Here is a 19877-nt window from a genome sequence, read left to right as displayed (position 1 = left end):
GTCAGGCGAGCGGCCCGGTGACGCTCTCCACCGCGTCGACGAGTCCACCCGTACGGATGAATTCCTCGGCGGCGGCCAGGTCAGGGGCGAGGAAACGGTCCGGCCCGGGGCCCGCAACGCCCGCCGCGCGGGCCGCCGAGATCGCCGCCCGGGAGGCGGGAGCCGGGGTCAGGCCGGTGCGCAGCTCGATCGCGCGGGTGGCGGCGTACATCTCGATGGCGACGATCCGGGTCAGGTTGTCGATCGCGGTGCGCAGCTTGCGGGCGGCGGACCAGCCCATCGAGACGTGGTCCTCCTGCATGGCGGAGGACGGGATGGAGTCGGCGGAGGCCGGGACCGCCAGCCGCTTCATCTCGCTGACCAGCGCGGCCTGCGTGTACTGGGCGATCATCAGGCCGGAGTCCACACCGGCGTCGTCGGCGAGGAACGGCGGCAGGCCGTGGCTGCGGTTCTTGTCCAGCAGCCGGTCGGTGCGGCGCTCCGCGATCGACCCCAGGTCGGCGGCGGCGATGGCGAGGAAGTCGAGGACGTACGCCACGGGTGCGCCGTGGAAGTTGCCGTTGGACTCGACCCGCCCGTCGGGCAGGACCACCGGGTTGTCGACGGCGGAGGCCAGCTCGCGCGAGGCGACGAGGGTGGCGTGCGCGAGGGTGTCGCGGCCGGCCCCGGCCACCTGCGGGGCGCAGCGCACCGAGTAGGCGTCCTGGACGCGCGGGGCCTCGTCGTGCTGGAAGTGCCCGGTGAGACCGGAGTCCTTCAGTACGGCGGCCATGTTCGCGGCCGACTCGCCCTGGCCGGGGTGCGGGCGGATGGCGTGCAGCTCGGGCGCGAGCACCTTCTCCGTGCCGAGCAGCGCCTCCAGGGACAGCGCGGCGGTGATGTCGGCGGAGGTGTAGAGCTTGCGCAGGTCGGCGAGGGCCATGCACAGCATGCCGAGCATGCCGTCGGTCCCGTTCAGCAGCGCCAGCCCCTCCTTCTCGCGGAGCTCGACGGGGGCGATCCCGTGCTCGGCGAGCAGCTCGCCGGCGTTCCGCACGACCCCGTCGGGGCCCTCGGCGTCGCCTTCGCCCATGAGGGTGAGCGCGCAGTGCGAGAGGGGCGCGAGGTCGCCGGAGCAGCCGAGCGAGCCGTACTCGTGCACGACCGGGGTGATGCCGGCGTTCAGCACGTCGGCCATGGTCTGCGCGACCTCGGGGCGTACGCCGGTGTGGCCGGAGGCGACGGTCTTCAGCCGCAGGAACATCAGCGCCCGGACGACCTCGCGCTCGACCCGCGGGCCCATGCCGGCCGCGTGCGAGCGGACGATGTTGCGCTGGAGCTGGGCCCGCAGGTCCTGCGAGATGTGCCGGGTGGCGAGGGCGCCGAACCCGGTGGACACCCCGTAGACGGGCTCCGGCTTGGCGGCGAGCGTGTCCACGATCGCGCGGGCCCGAGCGAGCGCGTCCAGGGCTTCGGCGGACAGCTCGACCCGCGCGTTCCGGCGGGCCACGGCGATGACGTCCTCGGCGGTGGTCCCGGACGTCCCCACCACGACAGTGTGCATATCCATATTCAGCACCCTACGGACTGAATCTCAACATGTCACTAGTGGTCTGGGGCACGTCCTCGGGTCACCCCGTCGCCACCCGGTAGCGGATGTGGGTGACCTCCCCGGTGCCCACGGTCCGCTCCGGCGTGAGGGTGACCCCCGGATCCACTCCGTCGAGCAGCCGGACGCCGGAGCCGAGGACCAGCGGGGCGAGGTGGACCTCCAGCTCGTCCACCAGGCCGGCGTTGAGGAACTGCCGTACGGTCTCGGCGCCGCCCGAGATCTGTACGTCCTTGCCCCCGGCCGCCGCCCGGGCCCGCTCCAGCGCGGCCTCCGGGCCCTCGGTGACGAAGTGGAACGTGGTCCCGCCCTGCCGCTCCCAGGGGTCGCGCGGGGTGTGGGTGAGGACGAACACCGGCGCCCGGAACGGCGGCGGGTCGGGCCAGCCCTCCTCGCCCTCCGCGAACATCCGGCGGCCCATGACGTACGCCCCGGCGCGCTCGAAGTTCTCCTCGACGATCTCTCCGGAGACGTTGGTCCCGCCGCCGCCGAGGTTCTGCCGCTCCCGCCACGCCTCCACCCCGTACACCCAGCGGTGGATCTTCATGCCGCCGTCGCCGAGGGGGTTGCCGGGGCGGGCGTTCGGCCCGGCGATGTATCCGTCGAGGCTCATCCCGATCGACACGAACACCTTGCCGCCCATCAGTGCCCCTCCTCCCGGCCGAAGAACTCCGCCAGCACGGGCGCCATCGACTTCGCCTCGACGCCGTGGTCCTGCCCCTCCAGGGTGCGGCGGACCGCGTCCGGCAGCACTCCGGCCAGGGCGTCGGCCGATGCGTGGATCCAGGGGAAGGTCTCGCTGCCGTCGGCGACCAGCACCGGCAGGGACACCGAGGCCCAGCGGCCGGCCGGCAGCGGGTGGCCGCTCATGGTGTCTCCCATGGCCACGGCGTCGTACGGGAGGGTGTGCGCGACCGCCTCCATGGAGCCCCACGAGGGGTCCTGGCGCATCCCGCCGAGGAATTCGGCCGGTACACCGACCGCAGCCGTCATGAAGTACTCGACCATGTCCCCGCGGCGGCCCTCCGCCAGCAGCGCGGTCAGCCGGTCGAGGTACTCGGCGGGGACCGGCGGCCGGCTGCCGTCCACGACGAAGGGCGGTTCGTACAGGGCGAGGCGGGTGACGGCCGCGCCGCGGGCGACCGCCTCGAGCGCGAGCACCGCGCCGGACGACAGGCCGAACAGGTACGCCGGGCCACCCACGGCGGCGATCACCGCGGACAGGTCCTCCACCTCGCGCTGCACGTCGTACCGCGCGGCGGAACCGCCCTCGCCGTTGCCGCCGTTGTCGTCGCTGCCGCCGCGGCCCCGGCGGTCGTACGCCACCACGGTGAACCGGTCGGCGAGCGCGTCGGCGAACTCGCGCCAGTGCGGGTCCTCGCGGACGCCGAAGGCGCCGCTGACCAGGATCAGGGCCGGGCCGGCACCCTTCCGCTCATAGGCGATGCGCGTGCCGTCCGTCGACACCACGGTTTCGAAGCTCATGGAACCCCCCAATGTGTACGCCGTTCACATCCGTTGCCCATAGACTAACCAGAAGAAGTGGACGCTGTCCACATCCAATGACGGCAACTCACCGAAGGAGCAGGGCAGATGGCAGCCGCCGATCCGACCCCGCCCAAGCGCGCCACCTACCGCCACGGAAACCTGCGCCGGGCCCTGCTCGACGCGGCGGTGGAACTCGCCGCCGAGGGCGGGCCCGAGGCCATCTCCCTGCGCGAGGTCACCCGGCGGGCCGGGGTGGCGCCCAATGCCGCCTACCGGCACTTCGCCCACCGGGACGCCCTGGTCCACGCCGTCTCGATGGCAGCCATGGCGAAGGTGGCGGACCGGATGGAGGCCGAGCAGGCGGCCGTACCGCCGACGGCGGACCCGGCCGCCCGCGCGCGGGCCCGGTTCCGGGCCGTCGGCACCGGCTACCTCGGCTACGCGGTCGCCGAACCGGGCCTGTTCCGGGCCGCCTTCCACACCCCGGCGGACATGACCCACGCGGCGGACGACACGGCGGCGGGAGAGCGGGGACTGACCCCGTTCGAGATCCTCGGCGCCGCCCTGGACGACCTGGTCGACGCGGACGTGCTTCCGCTGGAGCGGCGCCCGGGCGCCGAGTTCCTGGCCTGGTCCGCGGTCCACGGACTCGCGGTCCTCATGATCGACGGCCCGCTCCGGGGGGTCACTCCGGAGCAGGCCCACACGGCCGGCCAGGACGTCATCACGATGGTCGAGCGCGGCCTCTAGACCAATCCAGCCCCGCCGGCGTTCGAGGCGCGGGGTCCGGGCGGCGCCCAGGCAACGACGCCGCACCGGCCCACCGGGGCCCGGCCAATCCAGCCCCGCCGGCGTTTGAGGCGCGGGGTCCGGGGCGGCGCCCCGGCAACGGTGCCGCACCGGTCCACCGGGCCTGCTCCCCGACAAGGGCGGCGGCGCAGGCCGGCAACGGCCAGGGGCGGAGCGAGCCCGGCCCGGCTCAGCCGCGGCCGCGGAAGCGGCGGCGTTCCCCCGTCCCCGCCGGCGGCGCATCCGCCAGCCGCACCACCGCGTGGTCCCGCCCCGCCACCACCGGCTTCGCGGACCTCGCCGCCTTCGCCTTGTACTGCGCCGCGTCCGCCAGCCGGAACAGCCGCCGCGAGGACCGCACCTCCCCGATCTCGTCCCCGGTGGAGGCGACCCCGCAGGCCACCCCCTCCCCCAGCTCCAGCTCGCCGGCCCGCTCGCACACCAGCTCCGCCACCCGCACCACCTCGTCCGCGGCCGGCCCCACCGACACGACGCAGAACTCGTCCCCGCCGAGCCGCGCGACCAGCGCGCCCGGCAGCATCGCCCCGCACAGGCTCAGGACCGACCCGAACCGCTCCAGCAGCCGGTCCCCCATGGCGTGCCCGAGGGTGTCGTTGACCCTCTTGAGGCCGTTGAGGTCGCAGACGACCAGGCTGACCACCGCCCCGGCCGTCCGGTGCCGCTCCAGCGCCTCGTCGAGCCGCATGTCGACGGCCCGCCGGTTCGCCAGCCCGGTCAGCGGATCGGTGAAGGCCAGCCGGCGCGCCTCCTCCAGCCGCTCGTTCTGGGCCAGACCGGCCGCCACCACCGCGGCCAGCACCGTCGCGAACTCCGCGTCGTCCGCGTCGAATCCGGGCAGCCCTTCGTTCCGGGCCACGTACAGCTCGCCCCAGGCCCGTCCGCTCAGGACGATCGGCGCGACCACACAGGTCCCGCGCCCCCGCCGCCGCAGCGCTTCGCCGCGCCGGCCCGGCCGGTCGCCGCCCGCGTGCTCCACCCAGGCGTGCGGCCCTCCGCCACCCGCCCACCGCTCGTGCAGGAACTCGGTGATCTCGGGGAAGTCGTGCACGGGATAGGACTCGTCCTCCGGGAACTCCTCCTCGCCGTCCCGCCGCTCGCCCTCGTTCACGAGGACCCGCAGCCGGCCCCGCTCCCGCTCCCACTCGGAGATCGCCGCGAACGACCCGTCCATGGCCGTCCGCGCACCCCGCGCGGCCGCCCGCACACTGCCCTGCGGCGTGTGCGCCGCCGCCATGGCCTGCGCCAGGCTCACCACGGCCCGCAGCCGCCCGTCAACTCCCATCACCCCAGGCTAGGGAGTTTTGTCCGATTTGGTGATGCTTGATGGAGCATCAGAGCACGAGGCGGGTCCGGGCGGAGAATCCGCCCGGACCCGCGTGCGCCTCACTCCCCCGGCCAGGCCGGCTTCCGCTTCTCGTTGAACGCCGCCACGCCCTCGGCCCGGTCCCCGGAGAAGGCCACCGTCCGCCACGCCGCGTCCTCGATCTCCAGGCCGGCCGCCAGGTCCATCCCGTGCCCGAGCCGCAGCGCCCGCTTGGCCGCCCGCAGCCCCACCGGCGAGTTCACGGCCATCCGCCCGGCCAGCGCGAGGGCCTCCGTACGGTCCTCGCCCGCCGGAACCAGTACGTCCACCAGCCCCAGCCCGGCCGCCTCCGCGGCCTCCACCCGCCGCGCCGTGAAGATCAGCTCGGCCGCCCGGGCCGCCCCCACCCGCCGCGGCAGCAGCTGCGTACCGCCGCCGCCCGGAATCACCCCGACCGACACCTCCGGCAGGCCCACCACCGCGCTCTCGTCCGCCACGATCACGTCGCAGGCCAGTGCCAGCTCGAAGCCGCCGCCCAGCGCGAACCCGTGCACCGCCGCGATCGTCGGCATCGGCAGCTCCAGCACACCCCCGTACGCGCCCCGGGCGGTCGGCCGCTGCCGCACCAGCTCCGCGTCCGACAGGGAATTGCGCTCCTTCAGGTCCGCGCCCACGCAGAACGCCCGCTCGTGCGTCGACGTCAGGACGACCACCCGCGCCGCCGGGTCCGCGGCCAGCGCCGCGCACGCCGCACCGATCGACCGGGCCATCTCCGTCGAGACCGCGTTCATCGCCTTGGGCCGGTCCAGCACCAGCTCCACAACCCCGTCGTCGCCATGGCGGCGTACCTCGACGAACTCCCCGAAACGCTGACCCATGAGTGAATCCCTCCCGACCGGCCGGTCGGCCGGTTAACGAGCGTTACCGTGCATCACCCGGGGATCTTAGAGGCCCGCCGCGTCAGCAACCAGGGCTCCACCACGCCCAGGCCTCGCACCGGCCGCTGCCACATGGGCTGGAGCGCGAAGCGGTACGGCCGCTCCTCCGCGCCCTGCGCCTCGGCCTCCTTCTCGGAAACCGGCGCTTCACCCGTACGGCCCAGCCCCTCGGCCAGCGCCCCGTCCACCAGCACGGCGTCCTTCGGCGCTATGGAGGTCAGACGGCTCGCCAGGTTCACGGTCGTCCCGAACACATCGCCCATCCGGGTGGTGACCGTGCCGAAGGCCATCCCGACCCGCAGCTCCGGCATCGACGGATCGGCCTCCATCGTCTCGACCAGCCGCAGCGCGATCTCCGCCGCCGTGCCCGGGTCGTCCGCGCAGAACAGGACCTCGTCGCCCAGCGTCTTGATCAGCCGGCCCCCGTGCGCGGCCACCAGGTCCGCCGCCGTGGTCTCGAAGGCCTCCACCAGCTCGCCGAGCTCCTCCTCCTCCAGGCGCCGGGTCAGCCGGGTGAACCCGACCAGGTCCGCGAAACCGACCGCGAGTCGCCGGTCCACCATCTCCTCGTCGTCCGCGGCCTGCACCACGCGGCCGGTGGCCGCCGCGAGCTGGCGGCGCCACACGTAGACGAGGAACTCCTCCAGCTCCGGCAGCAGCAGCTCCACCAGCGGGTACGTGACCTCCGTGCGGGTCATCCCCGGCTCCGGCGGCTCCGTCAGCCCCTCCAGGAAGGAATCGATCTGCCACTCCGCCAAACGGGCCGTGGTCTGCCCCGTCGACCGGGCCACCTGCACCGCCATCGGCTCGCTCAGCAGCCCGGCCTCCACCAGACCCGCGAGCCGGCGCAGCGCCAGCACGTCCGCCTCGGTCAGCGCCTTCGCCTGGCCGATGTCCGCGAAACCCATCGCCCGCCAGAAGCGCGAGGCCAGCTCCATCGAAACGCCGGCGCTCCGGGCGGCCTGGAAGGGGGTGTACCGGCGCTCGGCACCCAGGATCAGCTGCTCCAGCCGGATGGCGAGCGGATCCGCCGTCGGCTGCGCGGTGTGGTCCACCTCGTGGAGCGGAGTGTGCTGGTCCCGCCCGATCGGCGTGGCAGGGCCGTTCGAAGCGGGCGCGCCGGAACCAGTGTCGTCGACGGTCAAGGGCCGCCTCCTGTCCATTCCGTGCGCACTGCCCTGCCGAACCGGTTGATCACCGCGAGGACCGCGATCGCCTAAACCATACGGCAGGTGTGCCGTAGCTCACTCGCCCGGCCGGGGATCGGCCGCCTCCGGCCCCGGCGGGGCCGGAATCGCCGCAGCGCGGCAACCCGGCCCGCACCTGGCCGGCGGTCAGTGCGTGGAGCGGAGGTGGACCACGTCGCCCGCGCCCACCGCCTCCCGCGCCCCCTCCGCCGTACGGACGACCAGCCGCCCCTCCGCGTCCACCGCCTCGGCCGTCCCGGTCAGCTCGCGCCCGCCCGGCAGCTCCGCCCGGACATGCCTCCCCAGCGTCGCGCAGCCCGCCGCGTAGGTCTCCTGGAGCCCGCTCGCCGCCGGGTCGCCGCCCGCCTCGCGCCAGCGCCCGTACCACTCCTCCAGCGACCGCAGGACCGCCTTCAGCAGCGGCTCCCGGTCGGTCACCGACGCCTTCGCCAGCGCCAGCGAACCCGCCGCCGGCACCGGCAGCTCGTCCTCCGAGAGCGTGACGTTCAGCCCGATCCCGATGACCAGACCGCCCTCGACCCGCTCCGCGAGGATCCCGCCCGCCTTCCGCTCCTCGCCGTCCACGGTGACCAGCAGGTCGTTGGGCCACTTGAGTGCCGTGTCCACCCCGGCCGCCCGGGACAGCCCGGCCGAGGTGGCCACCCCGGCGAGCAGGGTCAGCCACCCCCACCGCTCCACCGGAACCTCCGCCGGCTTCAGCAGCACGGAGAAGAACAGGCCGGATCTGGCCGGTGCGACCCAGCTGCGGTCGAGCCGGCCCCGCCCGGCGGTCTGCTCCTCGGCGACCAGCACCGCCCCCTCGGGCAGCGCCCCGGCACGGGCCGCGAGATCGGAATTGGTCGACCCGGTGGAGTCCACGACCTCCAGCGAGCTCCACAGGCTGCCCTCGGCGACCAGGGCGCGGCGCAGGGAGGCGACGGAAAGCGGCGGCCGGTCGAGGCTGGACCAGCGCCCGGCTGATGCATCTGATGGCGTCATGCAAGCCAGATTAGGTGTGTCAAACGCCGCACTGCCGTGCGGCATGCCCGCCGTTACGCTACGCACCAGTAGCCAGCAGTAGTCAATCAATTGACCAGGCAGTGGACACCACTCAGGGAGCCGCGACCCCGATGTCTCAACCCTCAGAGCCGATCGACATCCACACCACCGCGGGCAAGATCGCGGATCTGCAGCGCCGGATCGACGAAGCCACGCACGCCGGCTCGGCGCGCGCCGTGGAGAAGCAGCATGCCAAGGGCAAGCTGACGGCTCGTGAGCGGGTGGCGCTGTTGCTCGACGAGGACTCCTTCGTCGAGCTCGACGAGCTCGCCCGGCACCGGTCGACCAATTTCGGGCTGGAGAAGACCCGCCCGTACGGCGACGGCGTCGTCACCGGTTACGGCACCGTCGACGGCCGGCCCGTCGCCGTTTTCTCGCAGGACTTCACGGTGTTCGGCGGAGCCCTCGGCGAGGTCTTCGGGCAGAAGATCATGAAGGTGATGGACTTCGCGCTGAAGACCGGCTGCCCGGTGGTCGGCATCAACGACTCCGGCGGCGCGCGGATCCAGGAGGGCGTCATGGCCCTCGGCATGTACGGGGAGATCTTCCGCCGGAACACCCACGCCTCGGGTGTCATCCCGCAGATCAGCCTGGTCGTCGGCCCGTGTGCGGGCGGCGCCGTGTACTCGCCCGCGATCACCGACTTCACCGTGATGGTCGACCGGACCTCGCACATGTTCATCACCGGACCGGACGTCATCAAGACGGTCACCGGCGAGGACGTGGGCTTCGAGGAGCTGGGCGGGGCCCGGACCCACAACACCACCTCGGGCGTGGCGCACCACATGGCGGGTGACGAGAAGGACGCCATCGAGTACGTGAAGTCGCTGCTCTCCTACCTCCCGTCGAACAACCTGTCGGAGCCGCCGGCCTTCCCGGAGGAGGCGGACACCGAGGTCTCGGACACCGACCGGGAGCTCGACGTACTGATCCCGGACAGCGCCAACCAGCCGTACGACATGCACACGGTGCTGGAGCACGTCCTGGACGAGGGCGAGTTCCTGGAGACCCAGGCGATGTTCGCGCCGAACATCCTGACCGGCTTCGGCCGGGTCGAGGGGCACCCGGTGGGCATCGTCGCCAACCAGCCGATGCAGTTCGCCGGCTGCCTGGACATCAACGCCTCGGAGAAGGCGGCGCGGTTCGTGCGGACCTGCGACGCCTTCAACGTGCCGGTGCTGACCTTCGTGGACGTGCCGGGCTTCCTGCCGGGCGTCGACCAGGAGTACGGCGGCATCATCCGCCGCGGCGCCAAGCTGATCTACGCGTACGCCGAGGCCACCGTGCCGCTGATCACCGTCATCACCCGCAAGGCCTTCGGCGGCGCGTACGACGTGATGGGCTCCAAGCACCTGGGCGCGGACCTCAACCTGGCCTGGCCGACCGCGCAGATCGCGGTGATGGGCGCGCAGGGCGCGGTGAACATCCTGCACCGGCGGGCGATCGCCGAGGCCGAGGCCGCCGGCGAGGACGTCGAGGCGACCCGGGCACGGCTGATCGCCGAGTACGAGGACACGCTGCTGAACCCGTACACGGCGGCCGAGCGCGGATACGTCGACGCGGTGGTGATGCCGTCGGAGACGCGGGCACACATCGTGAAGGGCCTGCGTCAGCTGCGGACGAAGCGCGAGTCCCTGCCCCCGAAGAAGCACGGCAACATCCCCCTCTAGGAGGTCCTGTGATCAAGGTCGTCAAGGGGAACCCGACCCCGGAGGAGCTGGCCGCCGCACTGGCGGTGGTCCAAGTGCGCGCGGCGGCGCTGGCTGCGGCGGCGCCGGGCGCGGTACGGACCCCGGACCAGTGGTCGGATCCGGCGCGGGTGGCCCGGCAGCAGCGGATGCCGCAGCCGGGACCGCGCGCGTGGGGACGTACGTACTGGCCTGCGTAACGGCGTACCAGCGCGCCGGTGTGACGGCGTGTCGGTGCGCCGGCATGTCGGCGTGCCTGCGTGACGGCATGCCGGCGTGACCCTTAGGGGATCGCCGGGGGGCGCCTGAGTACCCGTACTCAGGCGCCGCTCGGGCCCCGGGGGACAGGATCGGGGCATGCTCTGGTCCGACCCGAAGAACGAGCCGCCGAAGGACATGCGCGAGGCGCAGGCGATGATCCGCCGGATGACGGTGATCCTCGCGGTGGCCATGCTGGTGCTCGTCTATGTCCTCGGCGTGGGCGGGTTCTAGCCGCGCCCCTACGATGGCGGGCATGACTGCCGAACCGCGCTCCCTGGTCCTCGCCTCCGCCTCTCCCGCCCGGCTGAACCTGCTCCGCCAGGCCGGGCTCGCCCCGCATGTGATCGTCAGCGGGTTCGACGAGGACTCGTTGGACGCGGACAGCCCGGCCGAGCTCGCGCTCGCGCTGGCGGAGGCCAAGGCGGGCGTGGTGGCCGGCCTGGAGTCGGCCGCGGGGGCCCTGGTGATCGGCTGTGACTCCGTACTGGAGCTGGACGGCGAGGCGCTGGGCAAGCCGGCGGACGCCGAGGAGGCCACGGCCCGCTGGAAGGCGATGCGCGGGCGGGCGGGCGTACTGCGCACCGGGCACTGTGTGATCGACACGGCGACCGGGCGTCAGGTGTCGGCCACCGCCTCGACGACGGTGCGGTTCGGTGAGCCGACGGACGCGGAGGTGGCGGCGTACGTGGCGAGCGGGGAGCCGCTGCACGTGGCCGGCGCCTTCACCCTGGACGGCCTGTCGGGGCCGTTCATCGAGGGCATCGACGGCGACCACGGCAATGTGATCGGGCTCTCGCTGCCGCTGCTGCGCTCACTGCTGGGCGAACTGGGCGTGTCCATCACGGACTTGTGGGCGTGACCTCCGCGGGTCCGGGCGAGCCTCCTGCCGCCCGGCCCGCCGCGTCCGCCCCCTCCGCCTTCGGCGTGTCCGGCGTGTCCGGCGTGTCCGGGAAGAGCATCAGGGCCAGGACGATCAGACACAGGATCAGCATCATCACGGCGAAGGCGGGCCAGCCGACCAGGCCCACGACGAGCGCACCGAGGATGCCGTGGGTGAAGGCGGCTCCGATGAGGACCGCCCGGGCGAACCGGCCGGGTGCCCGGTCCCGGATGGCTGCGACGGCCAGCAGGGCGGCGCACAGCAGCAGGAACGCGCCGATGCCCGCACCCATGGCATAGGTTGCCTTGGACATGACATCCGGATCGCTGCCGGCGATCGACATGGACTGGCTCGCCGTCGTCCGGCCCAGCACGACGTGGACGAGGACGAGAACCGCCGCTTCCGCGACGAGCACGAGGGTGGCCGCTCCGGCCACCAGTCTGCGCAGCATGCCCCGGAGGCTACTAACGGGTAAACCACGGGACAAGGGGCTGGGCACAGGCAAAGAATGATCGGGGCGTTCGTAGGGACCCCACAAAGAATCGTCGGGGGCCGCTGCGCGTGCGCACAGAGACCTTGACCACATGACAGGGTTACTGTGCCGTTGGGGATGCCCCCGACCTGGGGCGCCACAAGGGTTCTTTGAACTCGAACCGGCCTCGAATAACGCTCTGTGTGGGCAAGCTCACCTCTGGAGACGGGTCGAAAGCCCGTGTCGGCTGTCCCTAAACTCAGCTTGTTTCAAAGGAGGGAGCCATCGTGCGCAAGGTGCTCATCGCCAACCGTGGCGAAATCGCTGTCCGCGTTGCCCGGGCCTGCCGGGACGCCGGGATCGCGAGCGTAGCCGTATACGCCGATCCGGACCGGGACGCTCTGCACGTCCGCGCGGCCGACGAAGCCTTCGCGTTGGGCGGTGACACCCCGGCCGCCAGTTACCTGGACATCGCGAAGGTTCTTCAGGCCGCCACCGACTCCGGTGCGGACGCCATCCATCCCGGATACGGCTTCCTCTCGGAGAACGCCGAATTCGCGCAGGCGGTCATCGACGCCGGCCTGACCTGGATCGGCCCGCCGCCCCAGGCGATCCGCGACCTGGGTGACAAGGTCGCCGCCCGACACATCGCCCAGCGGGCCGGCGCCCCGCTGGTCGCGGGCACCCCGGACCCCGTGTCCGGTGCGGAGGAGGTCGTCGCCTTCGCCGAGGAGCACGGCCTGCCGATCGCGATCAAGGCCGCCTTCGGCGGCGGCGGTCGCGGCCTGAAGGTCGCCCGCACCCTCGAGGAGGTGCCGGAGCTGTACGACTCCGCGGTCCGCGAGGCCGTCGCCGCCTTCGGGCGCGGCGAGTGCTTCGTCGAGCGCTACCTCGACAAGCCGCGCCACGTCGAGACCCAGTGCCTGGCCGACTCGCACGGCAACGTGGTGGTCGTCTCCACCCGAGACTGCTCGCTGCAGCGCCGCCACCAGAAGCTGGTGGAGGAGGCCCCCGCGCCGTTCCTGTCGGAGGCCCAGAACGCGCAGCTGTACGCCGCGTCCAAGGCCATCCTCAAGGAGGCCGGCTACGTCGGCGCGGGCACCGTCGAGTTCCTGGTGGGCCTGGACGGAACGATCTCCTTCCTGGAGGTCAACACCCGCCTCCAGGTCGAGCACCCGGTCACCGAAGAGGTCACCGGCATCGACCTGGTCCGCGAGATGTTCCGCATCGCCGACGGCGAGGAGCTCGGCTACGGCGACCCCGTGCTGCGCGGCCACTCGTTCGAGTTCCGCATCAACGGCGAGGACCCGGGCCGCAACTTCCTGCCGGCCCCGGGTACGGTCACCACGTTCAACCCGCCGACCGGCCCGGGCGTCCGCCTGGACGCGGGTGTCGAGTCCGGCTCGGTGATCGGCCCGGCCTGGGACTCGCTCCTGGCCAAGCTGATCGTCACCGGCGCCACCCGCGAGCAGGCCCTGCAGCGGGCCGCCCGCGCCCTCGCGGAGTTCGAGGTGGAGGGCATGGCCACGGCCATCCCGTTCCACCGCGCGGTGGTCGCCGACCCGGCCTTCACCTCGGACCCATTCCGGGTCCACACCCGGTGGATCGAGACCGAGTTCGTCAACGAGATCCCCGCCTTCGCCGCACCGGTGGGCGAGGACCTCGAGGAGGAGCCGGGCCGCGAGACCGTCGTCGTCGAGGTCGGCGGCAAGCGCCTCGAGGTCTCCCTGCCGTCCTCGCTGGGCATGACCCTGGCCCGCACCGCGGCCGCGGGCGGCGCCAAGCCGAAGCGCCGCGCCGCCAAGAAGTCCGGCCCGGCCGCGTCCGGCGACACCCTCGCCTCGCCGATGCAGGGCACCATCGTGAAGGTCGCGGTGGAGGAGGGCCAGGAGGTCACCGAGGGCGAGCTGATCGTCGTCCTGGAGGCCATGAAGATGGAGCAGCCGCTGAACGCGCACCGCTCCGGCACGATCGTGGGCCTCGCGGCCGAGGTCGGCGCCTCGGTCACGTCCGGCGCGACGATCTGCGAGATCAAGGACTGACCTCGGAGTCCGATCTCCGACCTCGGAGTCTGATCTCAGGGTCTGTACGACGAAGCCCCCGCCCGGTTCACCCGGGCGGGGGCTTCGTGCTGTTTCACGCCTTCAGGCGGTGCTGCTACCGGACTACCAGGTGCCCGGTGCCGCCTGCCAGCTCTTCAGGGGGGCTACGAAGCCGCCGTCGGTGCGGGCCTTGAAGGTGAACGCCGCCGTGGCTCCGGTGGCGTAGTTGTACATGATCGCGATGTCATCGCGACCGTCCTTGTCGCTGTCGCCGGACACCGGCATGCCGTACGACCCGGCGTACCAGTTGCCCGCGGGAACCTCCCAGCTCTTGAAGTCCTCGTTGACTCCGCCGTCGGGCCGACCGGTCAGGGTGAACAGCGCCGCCCTGCCCTCGGTGTAGTCGTACAGGATGGCGAGGTCGGCGCGGCCGTCGGCGTTGTAGTCGCCCGAGGTGATCCGGCTCTTGTTGTACTCCCAGTTGCCCGGGGAGCGGGTCCACGAGGCCACCGGGTCGGCGAAGCCGCCGTCGGGCTTGCCGAGCAGGGTGTAGGCGGTCACGGTGCCGTTGCCGAAGCCGTAGACGGCGAGGATGTCGTCCCGGCCGTCGCCGTTGAAGTCACCGGCGACCTGCTTGGACTCGTTCCAGTACCAGCCGCCCTGCGCCGAGCGCCAGCTGCCGAAGGAGTGGTTGAACGAGCCGTCCGCCTTCGAGATGAAGGTGTGGGCGCCGGTCGAGCCGCCGTGGTCGTAGAAGAACGCCACGTCGTCGCGCTTGTCGCCGTTGAAGTCACCGGCGACCAGCTTGGCCTTGGTCGGCTCCCAGCTGCCGGCGGGGGAGGCTGCACTCTTCAGCTGGACGAAGGTCCCGTCGGCCTGGCTCAGGAAGGTGAACATGGCGTTCTGGCCCCAGCCGTAGTCGTACAGCGCGGCCAGGTCGTCACGACCGTCGTTGTTGTAGTCGCCGACGACCCACTGCGACTGGCTGTAGCGCCAGTTGCCGCGGCCGCTGTCGTAGACGAGCACGGGCGCGGCGAATCCGCCGTCCGTCTTGCCGGCCAGCGTGTAGACCGCCGTGGCGTCGTAGCCGTAGTCGTAGACGGTGGCCATGTCGGACCGGCCGTCGCCGTTGAAGTCACCCGCCAGGTCGGTGCGCAGGTGGGCGGTGCGGTCGTTCGGCTTGTGCTCGACGCTCACACCGGTGGTGTGGTTGTGCCGGATGTAGCCTCCGTCGAAGTCCTCGCGGGGGCCGCCGTAGACGTCGTACTCGTCCGACTTCGGGTAGCCGAGGAAGCTCTTCTCGGCGCCGAGCGAAACCCACTTGTTGCGGATCTCGCCGCGGACCGACCAGGCCTTCTGGGTGGTGGTGGTCCAGTAGATGGAGGCGGTGTCGGAGGTCTGGTCCCGGTGGCGGAAGTGGTTGTAGCGGCCCACGCCGTCGGGGTGCTTGACCTCGTCGGTGGTCGGGTAGCCGAGCCAGCCGCTGGGGCCGCCGGTCGCCAGGTACTTCTTGTAGATGGTGCCGTGGAGCTCCCAGGAACCGGTCGTGGGCGACCAGTAGATCGCGCCGTCGCCGCCCGAGCCTCGGAACGTGGACACCACGCCGACGCCGTCGGAGTTGCGGTTCTCGTCCGAGGTCGGGTAGCCGAGGAAGCCGGTCTCCGCCCCGAGGCTCATCCACTTCTCACGGATGCCGTTGATGACGATCCAGGCGCCGGTGCTGCGGTGCCAGTAGATGGAGGCGTTGTCGTAGTTGTAGTTGTTCATGCGGAAGTGCATGAACCGGCCGTCGTCGGCGGCCACACCGACGGGGCCCGTCGGCTTGCCGAAGCCCTCGAGGCCGCCCGCGGCCTTGAACTTGGCCAGCAGCGGACCGCACAGGGAGTGCTTGACGTTGGCGTCGGCGGACGACGGGACGGTCTCGCACTCGTTCCAGGGCGTACCGCCGAGGACGAGAGGCTTGCCGGCACCGAAGGCGGAGCCGTTGCTCAGCGCGCGACCGGGGAACTCGGTGATCGCACCGTCGCCGTTGCGCGACCAGAGGTCGACGAAGCCGTCGTTCTCGAAGTCGCCGTTGCTGGACAGGTGCGGGTAGGCGGTGCCGGTGAACCCGGTGCCGATGGAGGTGGTCCGGACCGCCGGGTCCGCGTACACGGTCAGGTCGAGGGCAACGGCCGCCGTCGTGTCCGTGGTCTTGCGGCTGGTGTACTGGTGGATCTTGCCGGTGGTCTTGTTACGCGCCCAGATCTCCGGCAGACCGTCCTTGTTGAGGTCGCCGGGGGCGATCAGGGTCATGTCCTGCCAGTCGGCGTTGCCGAGCGGGATCGGCCGGAAGTTACGCAGACCGAGCTTGCCCGTCGGAGTACCGGCGTAGAGCCAGAGGTTGGAGCCCTCCTTGACCAGCAGGTCGGGAGTGTCGCTGTCATCGATCTTTCCGTCCCCGGTGGTGCTGTCGGGGTCGGGCAGGAGATCGTCGTTGACGCTGCCGATCGCCACTACCTGATCGGCCTGGCCCCAGCGGTCGTCCGAGGAGTACTGGGTCGATATTTGGATCGCGGTGGCATCGTTGTGCTCGAGGTCGCCGTCACCGTTACCCCGGTGGAGGTACAGGTGCTTGCGGCTGTTGTCGGGCGCCGGCCGCAGGGCGACCAGGTCCTCGTAGTAGTCCGCGTTCCAACTGCCCCGGTGGGTCAGCGAGGCCACGTTGGCGAAGGAGCCCTTGTCGAGCTTCTTGGACGGCTCGAACGTACCGTCGCCGTTGCCCGGGTGCATCCACAGGCGGCCGGAACCGGGGTCGACACTCCAGATGTCGACGGTGCCGTTGCCATCGAGGTCGCCGTGCTTGTCCCGGTTGGGCTGGCGCTTGGCGTTGAAGAGGTACGAGGTGACGTCGGACCGATTGCCCGAGGCGTCGAGGCTCCAGACGAAGAGACTGTGCGGGCCCGCCGTGGTCGGGGTGTACTTGAACTGCCCCGGACCGCCGACAGAGGTTGCGTTGACCGTGCGGACGGTCGGGTCGGACGCCGTGTACCACTGGTACTTGGTGATGTCCGAGACGCCGTTGGCGGTCAGGTTGAACGTACCCTCGGTGCGCGCGTAACCGTTGTTCGTCAGATCGTCCTCGGGGAACTGCGGCGAACTCACGCCCGGCTGCGAACCGGGACGGTCCCGGTCGATGCTGAACACGCACTGACCGGCCCAGGGACCCGCACCGGTACCGTCGAGACCGCGTACGTCCCACCGATACGTGGCTCCGGGAAGGTCCGTCTTCGGGATCCTGAGCTGGGCGACGTTACCGTTGGTGATTTCGACCAGCGGCCGCTTGATCGTGCCGTGGTAGTCGTCGTCCTTCCAGTAGTTGAACTCGGCCCAGACCTTGTTGTCCTCGGCGTCGCTGATGCGGGCACGCAGCACCACCTCGTCGGTGGTACCGATCTGGCCGCCCGCACAGGGGAGGGACGGGTCCATCGAGCGATCGGCCGGGGAGATCGGGTCGGGCAGCGTGTTGAACTCGGTCGAGATGCGGGCGCTGTCCGGGTTCAGCTTGCGCCAGGAGACGTCGACCGTGTCGGTGGCGGACTTCAGACCGAAGGTCCAGGCCGGCCAGCTCCAGCGGGCGGCATCCGCGACCGCGGAGGTCACGTTCAGCTCGATGGTGTCGCCGTCGCCGGGGCAGCTGCGGCCGCCGTAGGACTGGCCGGAGGCGTCCACCATCCGCTTCCAGGCGGGCTGGTTGTTCCAGGTGGTGGAGCCGCTGATGGCATCGGTGTCCCAGACCTGGATGTCACCGGAATTGCAGCCCCAGGAGCCCGCATACTTCTGCTGGATGCGCAGGTCCGCCTTGAGGATCTGCTTGCCGCCCAGACCGCCCATGCCGACCTGGAAGAAGGTCTTGGCACAGACGACGGCGTTGCCCCGCTGGGCGTCCTTCGCGCAGCCGACGCGGGCGTCGTTGCTGAGGGTGCCGCCGTTCCAGTAGTTGGTGCTCGCCGAACCGGGGATGCCGTTGTGCTTGTAGGCCACCGCCCAGGCCGACTTCCAGTCGTCCCGCCACACCGGGTCGATGACGACGGGGAAGGTGGTGTCGGCCGCGGTGAGCAGCTTGCGGTCCGTGGTAAGCGTCAGCTTGTCGGCCTTCAGCGAGACGCCGAGGTCGGCCTGCTTGCTGCCGAGGGAGATGCCGTCGACGGCGCGCACCCGGTCGGCCACGGGGGGCTTGGGGGGCTTGGGGGCCTTGGGGGCCTTGGCGGCTGCGGCGGCAGCTCCGGCTTCGGCGACGGACTTGGCCGAGGAGTCGGCAGAAGTCTTGGCGGAGGACTTGGCCAACGGGGTGGGCGTCGGGGCGGCGGCCGCCTGGGGCTGGTCGGCGCCGGAGTCCCACATCTGGGGCTTGGCGGAACTGAACAGGGTCTGGCCCGCGGGGTCGACGGCCAGCAGCTCGCCGTTGACCTCCTTGCGCACGGTGACGCCGTTGCCCTTGAGGCCGAAGTCGACGGAGGCCAGCTCCGGGTTGGCCGCCGCCTCGCGGTTCTTGACCACCAGCTGGTGCGAGAAGCCGGTCACGTCCGCGCTGACCCGCAGGTCCACGCCCTTCATGACCTCGGCGTACGTGGCGCTGTTGCCCTCCACGATCGGCGCCGGCAGCGGCTTCGGCCAGGTCAGGGTGATGTCCCGACCGTCCTTGCGCATGGTCACCAGCGGGGCCTTGCCACCGCCGGAGAAACTGAGCCGGGCGACGGTCGCCTTGGGGGCGATCCGGCCGTCCTTCTGCTTCACCAGTCCGGTGTCCACCGGGACGTAGGCTCCGCCGTGACGGACCCGGGTGGGCACCAGAGACTGCTCCGAGGTGAACGTCCCGTTCGGGTTCGCCCAGACCTCTTCGGTCTCCGAGCGCAGCGAGCCGACCTCGACGCGCTTGCCGGTGCGCTTGGCCTCGGCCTTGGCCTTGGCCGAGGCCTTCGCCTCGGGGGACATGTTCGCCTGGTCGTCCTTCGCGGCCTTGGCGGCCTGCGCGGCGGACGAGAGCGCGGGGGCTGCCGCGGCAGCCGCGGGCAACGCGCCGATCAGGGTGGCGACGAGCGCGGTCGCCAAGGTGAGTACGGGTGCCCTGCGAGAGGGCGGTCCCGCGACGCGTGACCGCGTCGGGAAGGGTCTCACTGACTGAGTCCTCGGGGTCGGTTCCGGCAACCCCCTCTCAGGAGTGGCCGAAAACTGTCGGCTGAACCTCTTAAACGGAGGCCGAACTTCAGCCATCCGCCAACAGGTCACATGTGTTCGATTGATTTGTAGCACCCACAGCCCCGGAAATTCGAGGCGATCCCCCACGAGCCCGCCCGCGACCGCAGCCCTTTATCAGACGTTCACCGGAATCAAAAATTCCGAATACAAGGTTCCGGTTGACCGCTCGGACCAGCAATGATGTGCCACAGGCCGACCCCGGGGACCCTTCCAAAAAATCGACGCCCTCGATCGCCCACTGTTAAATTCAGCGCACCCAATCAACAGCGCGAAATCACCGTGATCCGCGCGATCCAACGGGGAGTGTTCGAATTTTGAGACGATCCCAGGCGCACGCCATGCGTGCGCCTTTGAGGCGTGTCTGGCGGTGGCCCATACCGCTGCTGGCCACCACACTGCTCGCCAGTGGCATGACCGTGCTGGAGGCGTCCGCCGCCTCCGGCCCCAAGCTGCCGGGCTTGCAGAAGCTGACGAAGGTCAACGGCGAGAACGTCAAGGGCAAGCCGGCTTCCGGCCCCGCCGAGTCGGACCTGAAGGCATGGAAGGGCGCTCCGAAGATCGCCTGGCCTGCGGCCGGTTCGGCTGAAATTGCACTACCTGACGCGCCCAAGGCGGAAAAAAGTGCGCTGAAGTCGGCCACCGGCGCTGGGGCCTTCGGTCTCCCGGCGAAGGACACCGGTATGGCCGGCAAGCCGGTCAAGGCGGGCAAGCTGCCCGTCTCGGTCGCCGCGGTCACCCCGACAGCCGCATCCGGCAACCCGGCCAAGCGGTCCATGGCGGCCGGGGCTCCGGCTGCCGCTGCGACCGACGTCAAGCTGAAGGTGGACCTGCTGGACCAGGCGGCCGCAAAGCGCGTCGGCCGCGCGGGCAGCCTTCTCCTGAACGTCAACCGCACGGATGCGGGTAAGACTTCGGCTCCGGTT

16 protein-coding genes are annotated in these 19877 nt (G+C 71.4%); 7 read left to right on the top strand and 9 right to left on the bottom strand.

Annotation, left to right across the window (positions count from 1 at the left end; all coding sequences use genetic code 11):
• Position 1 precedes the first annotated feature (1 nt).
• The 3 genes from hutH to AB0447_RS33655 all read right to left on the bottom strand — a co-directional run bounded on the left by hutH (position 2) and on the right by AB0447_RS33655 (position 3073).
• The gene (gene hutH, locus AB0447_RS33665) at positions 2-1543 is read right to left on the bottom strand and encodes a histidine ammonia-lyase (RefSeq protein ID WP_366480731.1); all 1542 of its coding nucleotides are present in this window, start codon (positions 1541-1543) and stop codon (positions 2-4) included.
• 67 nt (positions 1544-1610) lie between these two features.
• On the bottom strand, positions 1611-2231 hold the full coding sequence (locus AB0447_RS33660) for a dihydrofolate reductase family protein (RefSeq protein ID WP_366480714.1): 621 nt from the start codon (positions 2229-2231) through the stop codon (positions 1611-1613).
• Entirely contained in the window at positions 2231-3073 is an 843-nt protein-coding gene (locus AB0447_RS33655) for an alpha/beta fold hydrolase (RefSeq protein WP_366480713.1), read from the bottom strand. The genes AB0447_RS33660 and AB0447_RS33655 overlap by 1 nt, the downstream gene beginning before the upstream one ends.
• A 108-nt stretch (positions 3074-3181) precedes the next feature.
• On the opposite strand from AB0447_RS33655, the gene AB0447_RS33650 reads away from it, so the two are divergent.
• Complete coding sequence (locus AB0447_RS33650) at positions 3182-3826, top strand: TetR/AcrR family transcriptional regulator (protein WP_366480712.1); 645 nt, start codon at positions 3182-3184, stop codon at positions 3824-3826.
• A 229-nt stretch (positions 3827-4055) separates the two neighbouring features.
• Here the strand turns inward: AB0447_RS33650 and AB0447_RS33645 are convergent, their stop codons facing one another.
• The 4 genes from AB0447_RS33645 to AB0447_RS33630 form a co-directional block, all read right to left on the bottom strand.
• Positions 4056-5168, bottom strand: coding sequence for a GGDEF domain-containing protein (locus AB0447_RS33645; RefSeq protein ID WP_366480711.1), 1113 nt, complete (start codon positions 5166-5168; stop codon positions 4056-4058).
• A 101-nt stretch (positions 5169-5269) separates the two neighbouring features.
• Positions 5270-6067: an enoyl-CoA hydratase-related protein gene (locus AB0447_RS33640; protein ID WP_366480710.1), complete on the bottom strand. Its 798-nt coding sequence runs from the start codon at positions 6065-6067 to the stop codon at positions 5270-5272.
• 53 nt (positions 6068-6120) lie between these two features.
• Entirely contained in the window at positions 6121-7215 is a 1095-nt protein-coding gene (locus AB0447_RS33635; RefSeq protein WP_366480730.1) for an adenylate/guanylate cyclase domain-containing protein, read from the bottom strand.
• A gap of 246 nt (positions 7216-7461) precedes the next feature.
• On the bottom strand, positions 7462-8313 hold the full coding sequence (locus AB0447_RS33630; RefSeq protein ID WP_366480709.1) for a biotin--[acetyl-CoA-carboxylase] ligase: 852 nt from the start codon (positions 8311-8313) through the stop codon (positions 7462-7464).
• A 131-nt stretch (positions 8314-8444) separates the two neighbouring features.
• On the opposite strand from AB0447_RS33630, the gene AB0447_RS33625 reads away from it, so the two are divergent.
• The 4 genes from AB0447_RS33625 to AB0447_RS33610 all read left to right on the top strand — a co-directional run bounded on the left by AB0447_RS33625 (position 8445) and on the right by AB0447_RS33610 (position 11181).
• The gene (locus AB0447_RS33625; RefSeq protein ID WP_366480708.1) at positions 8445-10043 is read left to right on the top strand and encodes an acyl-CoA carboxylase subunit beta; all 1599 of its coding nucleotides are present in this window, start codon (positions 8445-8447) and stop codon (positions 10041-10043) included.
• Between the two features lie 8 nt (positions 10044-10051).
• Positions 10052-10261 carry an acyl-CoA carboxylase epsilon subunit gene (locus tag AB0447_RS33620; RefSeq protein ID WP_366480707.1) on the top strand — a complete coding sequence of 70 codons (210 nt, stop codon included), beginning with the start codon at positions 10052-10054 and terminating at the stop codon, positions 10259-10261.
• 157 nt (positions 10262-10418) lie between these two features.
• A complete protein-coding gene (locus AB0447_RS33615) occupies positions 10419-10553 on the top strand; it encodes a hypothetical protein (RefSeq protein ID WP_351313513.1) in 135 nt (44 codons plus the stop codon).
• A 13-nt stretch (positions 10554-10566) separates the two neighbouring features.
• Positions 10567-11181: a nucleoside triphosphate pyrophosphatase gene (locus tag AB0447_RS33610; RefSeq protein ID WP_366480706.1), complete on the top strand. Its 615-nt coding sequence runs from the start codon at positions 10567-10569 to the stop codon at positions 11179-11181.
• On the opposite strand, the gene AB0447_RS33605 is transcribed toward AB0447_RS33610, so the two are convergent.
• Complete coding sequence (locus tag AB0447_RS33605; protein WP_366480705.1) at positions 11162-11653, bottom strand: hypothetical protein; 492 nt, start codon at positions 11651-11653, stop codon at positions 11162-11164. The genes AB0447_RS33610 and AB0447_RS33605 overlap by 20 nt on opposite strands.
• Before the next feature lie 308 nt (positions 11654-11961).
• Here AB0447_RS33605 and AB0447_RS33600 point away from each other — a divergent pair, with 308 nt between their 5' ends.
• Entirely contained in the window at positions 11962-13716 is a 1755-nt protein-coding gene (locus tag AB0447_RS33600; RefSeq protein ID WP_366480704.1) for a biotin carboxylase N-terminal domain-containing protein, read from the top strand.
• Positions 13717-13839: 123 nt separating this feature from the next.
• On the opposite strand, the gene AB0447_RS33595 is transcribed toward AB0447_RS33600, so the two are convergent.
• A complete protein-coding gene (locus AB0447_RS33595) occupies positions 13840-18807 on the bottom strand; it encodes an FG-GAP-like repeat-containing protein (RefSeq protein WP_366480703.1) in 4968 nt (1655 codons plus the stop codon).
• A 557-nt stretch (positions 18808-19364) separates the two neighbouring features.
• Here AB0447_RS33595 and AB0447_RS33590 point away from each other — a divergent pair.
• A partial coding sequence (locus AB0447_RS33590) for a hypothetical protein (protein ID WP_366480702.1) occupies positions 19365-19877 on the top strand: 513 nt, incomplete at its 3' end.

It is taken from the genome of Streptomyces sp. NPDC051211 (assembly GCF_040689505.1).
In the GTDB taxonomy this organism is placed as follows: domain Bacteria; phylum Actinomycetota; class Actinomycetes; order Streptomycetales; family Streptomycetaceae; genus Streptomyces.
Note: the sequence above shows the minus strand (reverse complement) of the source record. Positions and strands in the feature narration are given on the sequence as shown.